Here is a 15,098-nt window from a genome sequence, read left to right on the forward strand (position 1 = left end):
GCTCTACCTTTTGAGTAACCATCAATTGCCCGGAATTTAACTTGTACTGAGGAAAACCTAATGTCCAAAATCGTTAAAGTGCTCGGCCGTGAAATCATCGATTCCCGTGGTAACCCAACGGTAGAAGCGGAAGTACATCTGGAAGGCGGCTTTGTAGGTCTGGCTGCGGCACCATCAGGTGCATCAACAGGTTCCCGTGAAGCATTGGAACTGCGTGATGGTGATAAATCCCGTTTCATGGGTAAAGGTGTCCTGAAGGCAATTGCTGCGGTAAATGGCCCGATTGCGCAGGCTCTGGCTGGTCAGGATGCGAAAGATCAGGCGAATATCGACAAAATCATGATCGAGCTGGATGGAACTGAAAACAAATCCAACTTCGGTGCTAACGCGATTTTGGCTGTTTCTCTTGCAAACGCTAAAGCGGCAGCAGCGTCAAAGGGTATGCCTCTGTACGAGCACATTGCTGAACTGAACGGCACTCCGGGTCGATTCTCTATGCCTTTGCCAATGATGAACATCATCAACGGTGGTGAGCACGCTGATAACAACGTAGACATTCAGGAATTCATGATCCAGCCAGTAGGTGCGAGCACGCTGAAAGAAGCGGTACGCATCGGTTCTGAAGTTTTCCATAATCTGGCAAAAGTTCTGAAAGCAAAAGGCATGAACACTGCAGTGGGTGATGAAGGTGGTTATGCACCAAACCTGGAATCCAACGCAGCTGCTCTGGCCGCTATCAAAGAAGCGGTAGAACAAGCGGGTTATGTACTGGGTAAAGACATCACTCTGGCGATGGACTGCGCAGCTTCTGAATTCTATAACGAAGAAACGGGTAACTATGAACTGAAAGGCGAAGGTAAAACTTTCACTTCTCAGGAGTTCACTCACTATCTGGAAGGTCTGACCAAAGAGTATCCAATCGTTTCTATCGAAGATGGCCTGAACGAATCTGACTGGGACGGCTTTGCTTACCAGACTAAAGTTTTGGGTGATAAAATCCAGTTGGTTGGTGACGATCTGTTCGTAACTAATACCAAGATCCTGAAAGAAGGTATCGAAAAAGGTATCGCTAACTCCATTCTGATTAAATTCAACCAGATCGGTTCTTTGACCGAAACTCTGGCTGCAATCAAAATGGCAAAAGAAGCGGGTTACACAGCAGTTATCTCTCACCGCTCAGGTGAAACTGAAGATGCAACCATTGCTGATCTGGCAGTAGGTACTGCGGCGGGTCAAATCAAAACAGGTTCAATGAGCCGTTCTGACCGTGTTGCTAAATACAATCAGCTGATCCGTATCGAAGAAGCGCTGGGCAACCGTGCTCCTTTCAATGGTCTGAAAGAAGTTAAAGGTCAGGCATAATTGCTGATTTACTTCAATAAATAGTAATTTTATTTATGATTTGGCGAAAGAGTTATACCCTTTCGCCTTATTCTTCTTTTCTTTCTCTGCCGGATAATAGATAATTATTCAGGCAACTCAAAAACCAGAAATGTGACATAACTCCATAAAATATGCTGTTTTTTTGCTCTTTTAATTATTAATTAAGCAAATCTCGCGTAGCAGATCCCAAAATCGCACACCTCGTATTTTATTTATCGTTCAGACTCCTTATTATTTCACATGTAATGTAATTCTTTAACATTTAGAGCAATGATTCATTAATTATTATTTATACATTACGGAGTTATGTTTCATTGTTGTATGGAGTCTTCATGGACGCTTCAGAATCTTTAACCCCAGCGGTCGGGCCGATGCCCTCAAATAAAAGAGGCTTTATTATTCTTGCGCTGGATATCATCTTGCTGGTTGCTTTGCTGAAGTTTTTGCCTTATAGCGAAAAAGCAAATGCAGGTTTGGCATTGATGGCATTTGTCGGTGTGTTATGGCTTACCGAAGCTATTCACGTCACAATTACTGCACTGTGTATTCCAATTCTGGCGGTTGGAATGGGATTGATGAATACCGGTGACGCGCTGAAATCTTTTGCAAACCCAATTATATTCTTATTTTTTGGTGGCTTTGCACTGGCGACGGCGCTACATATCCAAGGTCTGGACAGACTGATAGCCAACCGTCTTCTGCTGATTGCCCGTGGGCGTTTGTCAGTGGCGGTGATGCTGATATTTGGTATCACAGCTCTGCTTTCAATGTGGATCAGCAACACGGCAACTGCTGCAATGATGTTGCCGCTTATTCTGGGTATTCTGGCTAATCTGGATGTACGTACCGAACGTAATACATTTGTCTTTGTGTTACTGGGTGTAGCGTATAGCGCCAGTATTGGCGGTTTGGGTACGTTGGTCGGCAGCCCGCCTAACGCAATTGCCGCGGCACAGCTGGGCATGGATTTTGTGACATGGATGAAATATGGCGTACCAATGGTGATTATTCTGTTGCCGGTTATGGTTATGCTGATGTACATCATGTTGCGTCCGAATCTGAATCATAAATTTGATCTGGAACTTGAACATCTGGAATGGAATGGTAAACGTATTATCACCATGTTTATTTTCCTGCTGACAGTTGTGTGTTGGATTTCCAGCTCTCTCATCAGTGATGCTCTGGGCGGCATTAAAGATTTGGATACCATCATTGCGGTGAGTGCGGCTATCCTGATTGGTATCACAGGCGTATCAACATGGTCACAGATCCAAAATAACACTGAATGGGGCGTGTTGATGCTGTTTGGTGGCGGCCTGACATTAAGTGCTGTCCTGAAAAACTCTGGTGCCAGCGAAGTGATGGCAAATGGCATGGCGGCAACATTTGGTTCAAGTCCTTGGTTTGTGATCATTGTTGCTATCGCAGCATTTATTATCTTCCTGACGGAATTTACCAGTAATACAGCCAGTGCAGCACTGCTTGTTCCTATTTTTGCCACAGTTGCGGAAGCGTTAGGCATGCCGGTGATTGTGCTGACTATGATTATTGGTATTGGTGCATCCTGTGCATTCATGCTGCCTGTAGCAACACCACCGAATGCGATTGTTTATGGCTCCGGCTATATCAAGCAGACTGAAATGGTACGTGTGGGTATCGTATTGAACTTGGCATGTATCGCAATTATCTCTGTAGTGGCTTGGTTCTTCTGGATTTAATTGATATTTATAGCAAGAAAAATGAGGATGCCGGTTGGCATCCTCTTTTTTTAGGAAAAAATATTTCTTCTGATTAACTTTTGTATGTATTGAAAGTGTACAAAAATGACTTATAATTGTACGAAATTCACGCAGTAAAGGAGAGGGATCATGCCTCAGATTATCGTGGAAACCAATGAGAGGATCTCATTGCGCATTAGTACTGATGCGAAATCTTTGCTGGCACGTGCAGCTGCAATTCAGCAAACTAATTTAACTGATTTTGTCGTCAGTCATGTATTACCTATTGCTAAAAAAGTTGTTGAAGATGAAGAACGGGTTCATTTAACTGAACGTGATAGCAAACTTGTCATGGAGTTACTGGATAACCCTCCCGAACCAAATGCTAAATTGTTAGCGGCTGCTTTTGCTATGCCGGAGAGAAAATAATGTTTAGTGATTGGCATGAGGAAGTCATTAGCAAACATCATAATCGTGCGGCGTTTGATTGCGGAGATGTCCAGTTAAACCAGTATCTACAGCGCCACGCACGACAAAATCATGAGAAAGGTGCAGCGAAAACTTTTCTGGCCATTGATAATCGAGATACAACACGGATCCATGGTTTTTATTCTGTCAGTCCTGCTTCACTTCTTTATGAGAGAACTCCTGATGTAATTACATCGGGACTTGGCAGATATGATGTGCCGGTATTTCGATTAGGTAGGTTAGCTGTTGATAAATCTATTCAGGGGCAGGGAGTTGGGGGACAATTACTATTATCGGCAGGGCGACGTTGCCTACAGGCAGCGATGCAGGTTGGTGGTGTGGCAATGCTGATAGATGCGAAAAACGACAATGTGTGCAGTTGGTATAAAGGGTATGGTGCAGTGCCATTGAATGATGAGCCACTTACTCTGGTATTACCGTTTAAAACTATTTATGCAGCGTTGTCGGCCTCCGGAAAACTCTAAAATCAATCGCCTCCTTTTTCGGGGCGATTGATTTTATTATGACTTAATCTTCTTTGGTACTGATGTAGATATTTTTAACTTCAGTATAGGCATCCAGAATCATTTTATGCGTTTCCCGCCCAAGTCCTGATTTCTTATAACCGCCAAATGGTGTGTGAGCTGGCAGTTCATGGTAGGTATTAATCCATATACGGCCTGCCTCAATGGCTTTGGCGACACGCAGGGCACGGTTGATATCCTGTGTCCAGACTGCTCCCGCCAGACCATATTCTGAATCGTTAGCCATTTCCACAACTTCGTCTTCATGACTGAAAGGAATGACACAAAGCACTGGCCCGAAAATTTCCTCCTGAGCTACCCGCATATTATTAGTCACATTGGTCAGGATCGTTGGCTGGACAAAGAAGCCATCGTCATAACCTGCACCAGTAATGCGTTTACCACCGGTAAGAATAGTCGCACCTTCCTGTTTAGCGAGGTCAATATAGCTCAGAATCGTATTCATCTGCTCTTCACTGACCTGACAGCTCATCTCAGTGGCCGGCTCCATCGGGTCACCGACGCGGATAGATTCAAAGACGGTTTTTAATGATTGCAGGAATGAATCATAGATATCTTTATGCAGGAATAGACGAGCACCAGACTCACAAGCTTGCCCCTGATTCAGCAAAATAGCGTGGGCTGCACATTTGACTGCTTTTTTCATATTGGCATCAGGGAAAACGATATTGGCAGATTTACCTCCCAGCTCGAGCGTCGCGGGAATAAGTCTTTTAGCGGCGGCGGCGGCAACGTTGTAACCGACTTCTGTTGAGCCTGTAAAGGCTACCTTGTCAATGCCTTCATGATCGAGGATCGCCTGACCAACAACAGAGCCACGGCCTGTGACGATATTGACAACGCCCGCAGGAAGAACCTGATTAATGATACGGCCTAGTTCTAACAGCGTGATAGGCGTCAGGCTGGCTGGGTTGATAACGATAGTATTACCGGCAGCCAGAGCAGGCGCAATTTTCCAGGCTGCCATCAGCAGAGGGAAGTTCCAGGGAATAATTTGACCAATGACACCTATTGGCTCTCTGATAACCAGACTGAGAGTATTTTCATCAATGACATCAGATGCATCAGAGTGAGCACGGATCACACCAGCAAAATAACGGAAATGATCGATAGCGAATGGGATATCAAAATTACGGCATAAAGATTGTGTTTTACCCCCATCTAAGGTTTCCAGAGTGATAAAACGTTCTGCTTCAGCTTCCAGTAAATCGGCAATTTTCAGTAGGAGGGATTGTTTTTTTTCGGCTGAAGTTTTTCGCCATGCCGGTAAAGCTTTTTTTGCCGCCCGGACAGCCAGTTCAACATCCTGAGCATTTCCTGCTGCATATTCAGTCAGTAATTCTCCGGTTGCCGGATTATAGCTCTTCATGGTTTCTTTTGAAGTGCTATCTACCCATTCGCCGCCAATCAGCATTCTATAAGATTTGGTAGGTAATAGTTCTGTTGCGATATCATGTAACTTCTTCATTATATTCTCCAGATACTTTGATTTTTGGTATGCTAAACCATATATTCAAAAAAATTATTGAGTCTATTCTTAATTCTGGATTTAAATATATAAGACCTGTATCAATAAATAAGAGGGTAATGTGTATATTTTAACGAATTAATAAACACTGGAAATAAATTCAGTGAATGATTGTTGATGTGGTTTTATTATTATTTATGTGCGGTTCTGTTGCGGTTTTAATATAAACATTCTATTTTTAATTAAATCATAAATAGATTTTTAATTATTATCTCGTCAATTTTATTATCAATATAATTTATTATCGCTATCGACTTACATTATAGGTTTTTCAGGTAACTAGTGAAAAATATTATAGAATAAAAATAGCTTAATCTAAAAATACAAGACGATGGTAAACAATTTGTAAATGTACCTTATTTAATAATAATTTTTTCAGTTAAGTGAGTTTATTTTTATCGCTCTCTGCTATTATTACACTACAGCTAATTGGGCGGGGTTGATTATGAGAAAATTGTTAGTAATTTGTTTATTGGGTTTTACATTAGCAGGGTGTGACAAACCGCTGAAGATTGATGGAACGAATGGAATAGCGGTAAAAACATCCATTGAAAAAATCAGGGATACCTTACCTGAAGATAAAAAACTAAAATTCGATGATTCATTGAATATTGTTATGTTTCATAATATCGACTTTGATGAACTGTTTAAGAACAACAAGCAGGGAAAAATAAAATATGATGCTATGGAAAGCCTGGAAAAAAGCTTTTACCAGTCATTGAATGGGAAAACCGCTGATCAGATTATTAATGAAGCAGAAAAAATTAAGAAAAATAATAAAGCTCCCTGATTGCGGGGCATTTTAGCGGTTATTGAGGCTTATCCGGTTTATTTTTTCCCAAAAGCGTTAATCGTTCCCCACATTGTCGGCAGATATAGCAGCTTTTACCTCTGAGCACCTTATTATGTTGTCTGATGCTTAATTCATGCTGCTGACAGTGACAACCATAGATGAATATCTTGCTGCAAACGGATTGTACTGAAAATTGATGGGTTCGGTTGGCAGGTACTTTAAACACGGTTTCCATAATATAACGCCACTCTTTGCCGTGAGGAGCGACCTTGCCAAACTGATGATAAACCAATAAGTGAGCTAATTCGTGAGGGATGACTTCATCAATAAACGACTGCTCGTTTTCAATAAGCAAAATTGGGTTAAGACGAATTTCCCAATCTTGTAAACGAGCACTTCCTGCAATTGTCCCTCTTTGCTGGTAGGTCACACAGGGTTCAGGAAACGTTTGCTGAAGGAATTCACTGGCCTGAATCATTTTTTGCCGTAAAGCGCGCATGACTGCTTGCTGTAGTGGAAAAGGAACCTTAACGGATTTCATAAACAGCGATAATTATGTGGTAACTGAATTTGAATAGTAACTTAACACAAAAAAAGCCCGCGTGTTATGAGCGGGCTTTTTAATGTTGTGGGATTATTTCAGCCCGGCTGCATCACGCAGGATCTCAGCTTTATCTGTTGCTTCCCACGGGAACTGCTCACGACCGAAATGACCGTATGCCGCAGTATCACGATAGATTGGATGCAGTAGATCCAGCATTTTGATCAGCCCATAAGGACGCAGATCGAAGAACTCACGTACCAGTTGAACCAGTGTTGATGTTGGCACTTTTTCAGTTCCAAACGTCTCAACCATGATAGAAGTTGGTTCAGCAACACCGATAGCGTAAGAAACCTGAATCTCACAGCGGTCAGCCAGACCTGCGGCAACGATATTTTTAGCTACATAACGTGCCGCGTAAGCCGCAGAACGGTCAACTTTAGATGGATCTTTTCCTGAGAATGCTCCACCACCGTGACGTGCCATACCACCGTACGTATCAACAATGATCTTACGGCCTGTCAGACCACAGTCACCCATTGGGCCACCAATCACAAAACGGCCTGTTGGGTTGATGAAGTATTTTGTCATCGGAGTCAGCCATTCTGCTGGTAAAACAGGCTTGATGATCTCATCCATAACTGCTTCTTGCAGCTCTTTCTGACCGATTTCTTCTGAATGCTGAGTAGAAAGTACAACGGCATCAATGCCGACAATTTTGCCGTTGTCATACTGGAATGTAACCTGACTTTTGGCATCCGGACGCAACCAAGGCAATGTGTTGTTTTTACGTACATGCGCCTGACGCTCAACCAGACGGTGAGCATAGGTAACAGGTGCTGGCATAAGAACATCGGTTTCATTGGTTGCATAACCAAACATCAATCCCTGATCACCTGCTCCTTGTTCCAGAGGGTCAGCTCGGTCTACACCCTGATTGATATCAGGAGATTGTTTACCAATCGCACTGATTACTGCACAGGAATTAGCATCAAAGCCCATTTCTGAACTGGTGTAGCCAATCTCACGTACTGTATTACGGGTAATTTCTTCGATATCAACCCAGGCGCTGGTAGTGATTTCACCACCAACCATAACCATGCCGGTTTTTACATAAGTTTCGCAGGCTACACGAGCCTTAGGATCTTGTTCTAGGATTGCATCAAGAACAGCGTCGGAAATTTGGTCGGCAATTTTATCTGGATGACCTTCTGAAACAGATTCAGAAGTAAAAAGGTGTGTAGTCATTATATTTCGATACCTTAAATATAATCTTGGTTTAAGGGTGGATGTTTTACCATCTAGACGGCTAGTCTAAGTCACTATCACTAAATATACCAGTTTTTTTGGTTCCAAATACCTTCTGTTGTGTGACATTTTGGATTTCTTATCTGTCATTCCTTGAAATGTGCAGTTTAAAGAAATCTAACTTCTTGCGCGTTATCTCTTTGTGTGTTGTTGATTGGGCTAGTTTGTTCTTTTGTACCCTAATATCACCCGGAATTGACGGAATACAAAAAATAACTATTTCTTTATTTTCAAATTGTTATTTTGTTGGTGGGGTTTATTTATCCAAGTAAATAGTGATAGAAGTGTTTTATATTAGTAAGAGATTGTTTACTTTCTATAAAGATAACGATGGAAATTTATCGGATATGATTATCTATATCTGTTAGGCATCAATAAATTTCATTTTGCAATTTTGTAGGATTACAGGTATAAACAGCGCCCTATAACTGATAGGTTTTTTATACTTCAAGTTATAGGCGTTTGCCGGATACGTTTTATGCGTGTTCTGCGTCTCATCAATTGAGAAACGGCTTTCGTAAAGCCATGTGGGGTGAATGGGGTTATGAACCATTATTTGCTGCTTGTTAACAACCGACAGCCACATTATGCCATTGGTGTATCCACATCTTGTTCCTTTCTTATCAATATGAATTCATTCCGATGTTACCTGAAACATTCGAGTAGACAGGTTGCTTCGGACAGAAGCCGTATTACCAAACTGTAAATATACATATTGTTTAGCTCCCTCTAAACGTTTTTATAATTTAAGAGCATGCTATTCCCTGACATTTATAAATGCGCAAGATACGCACACTAAATATAGTGTCTTGGGTTATTGACTACAGGTGAAGGCAAACCTCTACTCCATGAAGGAGACTGCCATGAATGATAATATCGCTCGTAAAATGCGCCAGACTTACAATATTGCATACTGGGGCGGCAACTATTACTACGTCAATGATCTGGGTAATGTCAGTGTTTGTCCAAATCCTGATTTGCCGGAAGCTCAGGTTGAGATTGTTGATCTGGTAAAGAAAGTTCAACAAGAGAAAAAACAATTACAGTTGCCAGCATTGTTCTGTTTTCCTCAGATCCTGCAACATCGTTTGCGTTCCATTAATGCCGCCTTTAAACGTGCGCGTGAATCCTATGGTTATAAAGGTGACTATTTTCTGGTTTATCCGATTAAGGTGAACCAGCAGCGTCGCGTGATTGAATCACTGGCTAATTCTGGCGAACCTGTCGGTCTGGAGGCTGGCTCCAAGGCTGAGCTGATGGCTGTATTGGCTCATGCAGGTATGACACGGACTGTAATTGTCTGTAATGGTTATAAAGATCGTGAGTATATCCGTCTGGCACTGATCGGTGAAAAACTGGGACACAAAGTGTATCTGGTCATTGAGAAAATGTCTGAGATCGCAATGGTGCTGGAAGAAGCGGAACGTATTAATGTCGTACCTCGTCTTGGTGTACGGGCGCGTCTTGCTTCACAGGGAGCGGGTAAATGGCAGTCCAGTGGCGGGGAAAAGTCCAAATTTGGTCTGGCGGCCGCACAGGTTCTACAACTGGTTGAAACTCTTCGATCAGCCGGAAAACTGGATAGCCTACAATTGCTGCATTTCCATCTGGGTTCCCAGCTGGCAAATATCCGTGATATAGCAACAGGTGTGCGTGAATCCGCCCGTTTTTATGTCGAGCTGCATAAGCTGGGTGTCAACATTCAGTGTTTTGATGTGGGAGGAGGACTGGGTGTTGATTATGAAGGTACACGTTCCCAGTCAGAATGCTCTGTTAACTATGGCCTGAACGAATACGCGAACAACGTTATTTGGGGGATTGGGGATGCCTGTGAGGAAAATGGCCTGCCACATCCGACGGTCATCACAGAATCTGGTCGTGCATTAACGGCTCATCATACAGTTTTAGTCTCCAATGTTATTGGAGCGGAATGTAATGAATTCACGGAGACGACACCACCGGCAGAAGATGCTGCACGTCCTCTGACAAGTTTGTGGGATACATGGCTGGAAATGCAGGATGATGGCTACAAACGTTCTTTGCGTGAATGGCTGCATGATAGTCAGTTTGATCTGTATGATGTTCATACCCAGTATGCCCACGGAATTCTGAATCTATCTGAACGAGCTTGGGCAGAGGAATTATATTTAAATATCTGTCGCCGTATTCAGCAGGATCTTGATCCAAGTAACCGTGCTCATCGTCCGATCATTGACGAATTACAGGAGCGCATGGCAGATAAACTCTATGTGAACTTTTCTCTGTTTCAGTCCATGCCGGATGCCTGGGGGATCGATCAGCTGTTCCCTGTTCTGCCGCTTGAAGGGCTGGACAAACCGCTGGATCGTCGCGCTGTTTTGCTGGATATCACTTGTGACTCTGACGGTATCATTGATCATTATGTTGAAGGTGATGGTGTGGCAACAACAATGCCAATGCCAGCCTACGATCCGGAAAATCCGCCACTGATCGGTTTCTTTATGGTTGGTGCCTATCAGGAAATTCTGGGTAATATGCATAACCTGTTTGGTGATACTGCGGCTGTTGATGTCTACGTTAGCGAAAACGGTGAAGTGACTTATCAACAGAGTGAAGAGGGCGATACGGTTGCCAATATGCTGCAATATGTGAAACTGGAGCCTCAGGTACTGCTGACCCGCTTCCGTGATCAGGTGAAATCGACTGATTTGGCTGAAAATCTACAGGAACAATTCCTGCAAGAGTTTGAAAGTGGCCTGTATGGTTATACTTATTTAGAAGATGAGTAATTCTAATTAGTCGGCATTATATACCCAATTGATTTCGGGTTGCATTGCGCTGGTAAAGGAGTGAATCCAACCAAGAGGATCGTGGGTAATTTTATTCAGAATGGAAGCGCCTTTCAGGCGCTTCTCAATCCAACAAGGTTGATATTCTGTTACAATTAATTAATTTTTAAATTAAAATAATTAATGTTCTAAAACGATCATAATATATTGAATGCTGAAAAAACAGCTAAATATAGTCAGTGATAATTATACTAAAATAAAAGAATAGTTTAGTTTAATTTAATGAATAAAAAATAATTTGAATTATATTAATATCAATCTACACTTAATATAATTAAAGTGTAATTTTTTCATGAAAAAATATTAAAGTTAGATTGAGAGGTGAAACAATTAATACTTTATATTAATCTTAATTATAATCCTATATTATAAAAATAAATCCTTTCTGAGAAACGAAGAAATGTTTCTTTTTCTAGAGAAAAGTTCTATTTTTTATCTAAAAAATTAGGAGTATTATCATGACTGAACTTAAAGTTATTGAAAACGTATATATATCTAAATTAGAGGTGCTTCCTCCTGAATATATAGATAATGCCAATACTGTTAAACTCTATTTTTATACTTTCGATGGAAAAAAACGTACTGATTATGGACCCTATTATTTTTCTCGGAGGGATGCACTGGAAGGAACAGAGATGTATATAGCTCTATTGATGGCTTTATTATCTAAGAAAAAAGTTAATTTGAAAGTTAATCCTCCATATGTATATCTTATTGGTGTTGTTATAGATGACTCTCCTGAGTGAATATTAGATAGTCTGGATAGATAGAATGGGGATTAATTTAAATAATATAAAACAAGGTTTATATTATGAAAAATAAAAATGAAATTACACCAAAAAAAGAGATGGATGTTTTTCCTGAGCCGAATATTTCAGAGTATAAAGACGATAATTTTAACAATAAATGTGAATTAATGTATGAAAAAAAATCACCTCAAATTTTTAGTAAAATATCACATAATATTTCATATAAATTAAGGGCTAAAGATGGCTCTTTGTTAGCAATGGATAGAAAGGGAATTATATCCGGGAAACGATACGTTTTTTTTGCAAAAGATATATCTTTTCATGCAAATGATGTGGTTATTATAAAGTTTTATGGAGATCCAAGCGAAGGTGGTCAGTTAGTAACTGGTTATAAGGAAAATAAATATGATAAATATTTTCTTTATGCTAATGGACCCGAAACATCATGGAATTGGATTTATTGGGATAAAGCAGGTGAAAGCTCTAAAGAGCTATTAATAAGGATGCGAGTAGAATATGCTGGGCAATCGATAGTGGGTGACCTGTATAAACTTATTTGGGATAATAATGGAACAGACATGTTCCTTTGCAGAGCAGATGACGAGTGGGGATATGTATCTTCTAAAGATTATACTCTTTTTACCTTTGAATCTTGTTTTATTGATCAAAATGATATATTTGAAAAACTAAAAAATACCTGGCCCACTGCTGAAATTTATTTCCATATGAAAAAACAAAACTATGAAGCAATTAGTAATATAACAATTAATGAGATATATAATGAGTCTGGATTAGATAAATATAAAATTAGAGATTATTCATTTACTAGTGAAGACTTTTGCTATGTATACAAATCAGAAGCATCAAAGCATGCATACAATAAAGAATTAACGCATGGGTATGCTGTTGGAATCATGTATTTTACTCAAAACGATAATACTATTGGCGCGGTTAACGTTTTTATCGATTCTTCACTGGATGTTTATATTTTCAATCCAGAATTTCGTTCTATAATAAAAGTTAAAGACTGGGATTATCCACCTTCGAAAATAATAATGTAAACATAACTTAAAAAACCAAATTCTTTGTCATTTTTATTTGAACGATTAAATGAATATTATGTAGATAATTTCCAAAAATTTTCAGGGGAATTTCATAATGGGTTATTTCATGATTATTAACATAATAAGCGATGTGAACTGCGCTTATTATAACAAAAAATCAAACTAATTTAATCTCTATTCGGTTTAATCCCTTTCCTTTATTCTTTCTGGATAATTTAACTGTTCCTATTTCTTTTGTATTGCTCACATGCGTACCGCAACAAGGCATTTCTATTTCGTTGCAACACCATAATCTTATTCCATCCTGATATTTAAAAATTATCTCGTGTCCTTGACTGATAAAGCGATTGACTTCTTGTTCCAGTGCAGAGAGGGATTGAGGATCAATATTCTGTGAAAGAAAATAGTCTGCACGGTCTTTTTCATTATTAACAAAAGAGCCTTCGATAGACAAAAAAGTGGGCATTTTTCGCATGAAGAATTCGACAATATGGCTGGCAGTATGCAGCCTCATTGTATTCAGTCTTCTGGTACTATCGATTTGCCCCTCGATTTTCTGCCCGATACTGAAATTATCAGTTGTGACATAGTGTCTTATCGGAGCACTAAAATCTAATTTCCCTTCATCGGTATTGTCGACATGTACAGCGGTTACCGGATATTCGCCAATGGAACCAATATCGAAATCCTGATTCCCGGAAAGAGGATAAAATAATGTCTGATCCAGAACTATGTGATCATCACCTACATAGATGACAGTAGCTTCGAAATGTTTTTCATAGGGAATTTCGTCAAATAATCGTTTTGTTGAAAGCATGGTTACTCTCTTTATATCAAGAATAAAAAAATAGAATCAAAAAAGACGATAACTGAGATGATTTAGCTAGAGATTCAATCAAAATTAAAATTACCGGAACAGCGGAGACTATTCAACGATTCTTATAGAATTGGTGTAACGGAAGCATGGTTATTGTGTACTAAATTGAGGGGTTCCATTTTTTCCAGATAGTTGCTGCGTTTATTTCATCTAATTACCTCAAAAGTGTAGCAAGAAAAAATGATGTCTAATACTATATGCCCGAATATTGGTGGGTATGAGTAATTATCTGTTTTTTGATATTAATTGGTTGTTTTTAAAGGTTATTTAAAAAGTCAGACTTCTTGTGAAGTTAGCGTAATGTAATCAAGCCCTATGTTAATTAAACAGAAGGCTTTAGAGGATATATTATGAGTATTAGTTCCTTAGGAAACCAAATCGACAACTCTCTGGTTTCAAACGCCTTTGGCTTCCTGCGCTTCCCGTTGAATTTCCAGCCTTATTCCGGTGATGCGGAGTGGGTTATTACCGGTGTACCCTTTGATATGGCAACATCCGGCCGGGCTGGTAGTCGCCACGGGCCAGCCGCTATTCGTCAGGTCTCGACAAATCTGGCTTGGGAAAGCAGCCGGTGGCCCTGGAACTTCAGCCTGCGTAAGCGCCTGAATGTGGTTGATTGTGGTGATCTGGTCTTTAATTTTGGTGATGCCCAGGATATGAGCGACAAACTACAGGCTCATGCTGAGAAAGTGCTGGCATCAGGCAAAAAAATGCTGACTTTTGGTGGCGATCACTTTGTCACGTTACCGCTGTTGCGTGCTCATGCGAAGCATTTCGGTAAAATGGCTCTGGTTCATTTCGATGCTCATACCGATACTTATCCTAACGGCAGTAAGTTTGATCACGGTACGATGTTTTACCATGCGCCAAACGAAGGGTTGATCGATCCGGCGCATTCTGTCCAGATCGGTATTCGTACTGAACACGATACAGATAATGATTTCACGGTATTAGATGCAGGGCAGGTGAATGATCGCAGCGTTGAAGATGTTGTTGAGCAGATCAAATCTGTTGTCGGCGATCTGCCGGTATACCTGACTTTTGATATTGATTGTCTTGATCCGGCATTTGCGCCCGGTACGGGAACGCCAGTGATCGGTGGTTTGACTTCAGATCGTGCGCTGAAAATTCTGCGCGCTCTGCAACCGCTGAATATCGTTGGTATGGATGTGGTGGAAGTTGCTCCTTCCTATGATCAGTCAGAAATTACTGCGCTGGCAGCAGCAACAATCGGTCTGGAATTACTGTATTTACAGGCTTCGAAAAAAGCTGTCTGATATATTCAGCCATACATAA

At 40.6% G+C, this 15,098-nt stretch carries 13 protein-coding genes; 9 read left to right on the forward strand and 4 right to left on the reverse strand.

Features of this window, described 5'->3' with window-relative positions:
* Positions 1 to 60: 60 nt before the first annotated feature.
* From eno to Xsto_RS11185, 4 genes are all read left to right on the forward strand, one after another.
* A complete protein-coding gene (eno, locus tag Xsto_RS11170) occupies positions 61 to 1,362 on the forward strand; it encodes a phosphopyruvate hydratase (RefSeq protein ID WP_099109957.1) in 1,302 nt (433 codons plus the stop codon).
* Between the two features lie 353 nt (positions 1,363 to 1,715).
* A complete protein-coding gene (locus tag Xsto_RS11175) occupies positions 1,716 to 3,101 on the forward strand; it encodes an SLC13 family permease (protein WP_099109956.1) in 1,386 nt (461 codons plus the stop codon).
* Positions 3,102 to 3,251: 150 nt separating this feature from the next.
* Positions 3,252 to 3,530, forward strand: coding sequence for a type II toxin-antitoxin system TacA family antitoxin (locus tag Xsto_RS11180; protein WP_099125101.1), 279 nt, complete (start codon positions 3,252 to 3,254; stop codon positions 3,528 to 3,530).
* On the forward strand, positions 3,527 to 4,054 hold the full coding sequence (locus Xsto_RS11185) for a GNAT family N-acetyltransferase (RefSeq protein ID WP_099125102.1): 528 nt from the start codon (positions 3,527 to 3,529) through the stop codon (positions 4,052 to 4,054). The genes Xsto_RS11180 and Xsto_RS11185 overlap by 4 nt, the downstream gene beginning before the upstream one ends.
* A gap of 43 nt (positions 4,055 to 4,097) precedes the next feature.
* On the opposite strand, the gene Xsto_RS11190 is transcribed toward Xsto_RS11185, so the two are convergent.
* Positions 4,098 to 5,582: an aldehyde dehydrogenase family protein gene (locus Xsto_RS11190; protein WP_099125103.1), complete on the reverse strand. Its 1,485-nt coding sequence runs from the start codon at positions 5,580 to 5,582 to the stop codon at positions 4,098 to 4,100.
* A gap of 505 nt (positions 5,583 to 6,087) precedes the next feature.
* Here Xsto_RS11190 and Xsto_RS11195 point away from each other — a divergent pair.
* The gene (locus tag Xsto_RS11195; RefSeq protein ID WP_099125104.1) at positions 6,088 to 6,432 is read left to right on the forward strand and encodes a DUF6694 family lipoprotein; all 345 of its coding nucleotides are present in this window, start codon (positions 6,088 to 6,090) and stop codon (positions 6,430 to 6,432) included.
* A 19-nt stretch (positions 6,433 to 6,451) separates the two neighbouring features.
* On the opposite strand, the gene Xsto_RS11200 is transcribed toward Xsto_RS11195, so the two are convergent.
* Together Xsto_RS11200 and metK are read right to left on the reverse strand one after the other, a co-directional pair.
* Complete coding sequence (locus tag Xsto_RS11200) at positions 6,452 to 6,976, reverse strand: SprT family zinc-dependent metalloprotease (RefSeq protein ID WP_099109953.1); 525 nt, start codon at positions 6,974 to 6,976, stop codon at positions 6,452 to 6,454.
* 93 nt (positions 6,977 to 7,069) lie between these two features.
* Positions 7,070 to 8,224 carry a methionine adenosyltransferase gene (gene metK / locus Xsto_RS11205; RefSeq protein ID WP_099109952.1) on the reverse strand — a complete coding sequence of 385 codons (1,155 nt, stop codon included), beginning with the start codon at positions 8,222 to 8,224 and terminating at the stop codon, positions 7,070 to 7,072.
* A 923-nt stretch (positions 8,225 to 9,147) separates the two neighbouring features.
* Between metK and speA the strand changes: the two genes are divergently transcribed.
* From speA to Xsto_RS11225, 3 genes are all read left to right on the forward strand, one after another.
* Complete coding sequence (speA, locus tag Xsto_RS11215; protein WP_099109950.1) at positions 9,148 to 11,052, forward strand: biosynthetic arginine decarboxylase; 1,905 nt, start codon at positions 9,148 to 9,150, stop codon at positions 11,050 to 11,052.
* Positions 11,053 to 11,570: 518 nt separating this feature from the next.
* Positions 11,571 to 11,858: a hypothetical protein gene (locus Xsto_RS11220; RefSeq protein WP_099109949.1), complete on the forward strand. Its 288-nt coding sequence runs from the start codon at positions 11,571 to 11,573 to the stop codon at positions 11,856 to 11,858.
* A gap of 65 nt (positions 11,859 to 11,923) precedes the next feature.
* A complete protein-coding gene (locus Xsto_RS11225; RefSeq protein WP_099125105.1) occupies positions 11,924 to 12,922 on the forward strand; it encodes a lectin MOA-related protein in 999 nt (332 codons plus the stop codon).
* Positions 12,923 to 13,082: 160 nt separating this feature from the next.
* On the opposite strand, the gene Xsto_RS11230 is transcribed toward Xsto_RS11225, so the two are convergent.
* Positions 13,083 to 13,742, reverse strand: a complete 660-nt coding sequence (locus Xsto_RS11230) for an alanine--tRNA ligase-related protein (protein WP_099125106.1) — start codon at positions 13,740 to 13,742, stop codon at positions 13,083 to 13,085.
* A 410-nt stretch (positions 13,743 to 14,152) separates the two neighbouring features.
* On the opposite strand from Xsto_RS11230, the gene speB reads away from it, so the two are divergent.
* Positions 14,153 to 15,079: an agmatinase gene (gene speB, locus Xsto_RS11235; RefSeq protein WP_099109946.1), complete on the forward strand. Its 927-nt coding sequence runs from the start codon at positions 14,153 to 14,155 to the stop codon at positions 15,077 to 15,079.
* The last annotated feature ends 19 nt before the right edge of the window (positions 15,080 to 15,098 follow it).

The organism is Xenorhabdus stockiae, assembly GCF_002632825.1.
Taxonomy (GTDB): Bacteria; Pseudomonadota; Gammaproteobacteria; order Enterobacterales; family Enterobacteriaceae; genus Xenorhabdus; species Xenorhabdus stockiae.

Coding starts and splice junctions, on each gene's coding strand:
- Xsto_RS11190 (WP_099125103.1), bottom strand. CDS start 5,582: ATGAAGAAGTTACATGATATCGCAACAGAACTATTACCTACCAAATCT.
- Xsto_RS11175 (WP_099109956.1), top strand. CDS start 1,716: ATGGACGCTTCAGAATCTTTAACCCCAGCGGTCGGGCCGATGCCCTCA.
- Xsto_RS11225 (WP_099125105.1), top strand. CDS start 11,924: ATGAAAAATAAAAATGAAATTACACCAAAAAAAGAGATGGATGTTTTT.
- Xsto_RS11220 (WP_099109949.1), top strand. CDS start 11,571: ATGACTGAACTTAAAGTTATTGAAAACGTATATATATCTAAATTAGAG.
- Xsto_RS11180 (WP_099125101.1), top strand. CDS start 3,252: ATGCCTCAGATTATCGTGGAAACCAATGAGAGGATCTCATTGCGCATT.
- eno (WP_099109957.1), top strand. CDS start 61: ATGTCCAAAATCGTTAAAGTGCTCGGCCGTGAAATCATCGATTCCCGT.
- Xsto_RS11195 (WP_099125104.1), top strand. CDS start 6,088: ATGAGAAAATTGTTAGTAATTTGTTTATTGGGTTTTACATTAGCAGGG.
- Xsto_RS11230 (WP_099125106.1), bottom strand. CDS start 13,742: ATGCTTTCAACAAAACGATTATTTGACGAAATTCCCTATGAAAAACAT.
- speB (WP_099109946.1), top strand. CDS start 14,153: ATGAGTATTAGTTCCTTAGGAAACCAAATCGACAACTCTCTGGTTTCA.
- speA (WP_099109950.1), top strand. CDS start 9,148: ATGAATGATAATATCGCTCGTAAAATGCGCCAGACTTACAATATTGCA.
- Xsto_RS11200 (WP_099109953.1), bottom strand. CDS start 6,976: ATGAAATCCGTTAAGGTTCCTTTTCCACTACAGCAAGCAGTCATGCGC.
- metK (WP_099109952.1), bottom strand. CDS start 8,224: ATGACTACACACCTTTTTACTTCTGAATCTGTTTCAGAAGGTCATCCA.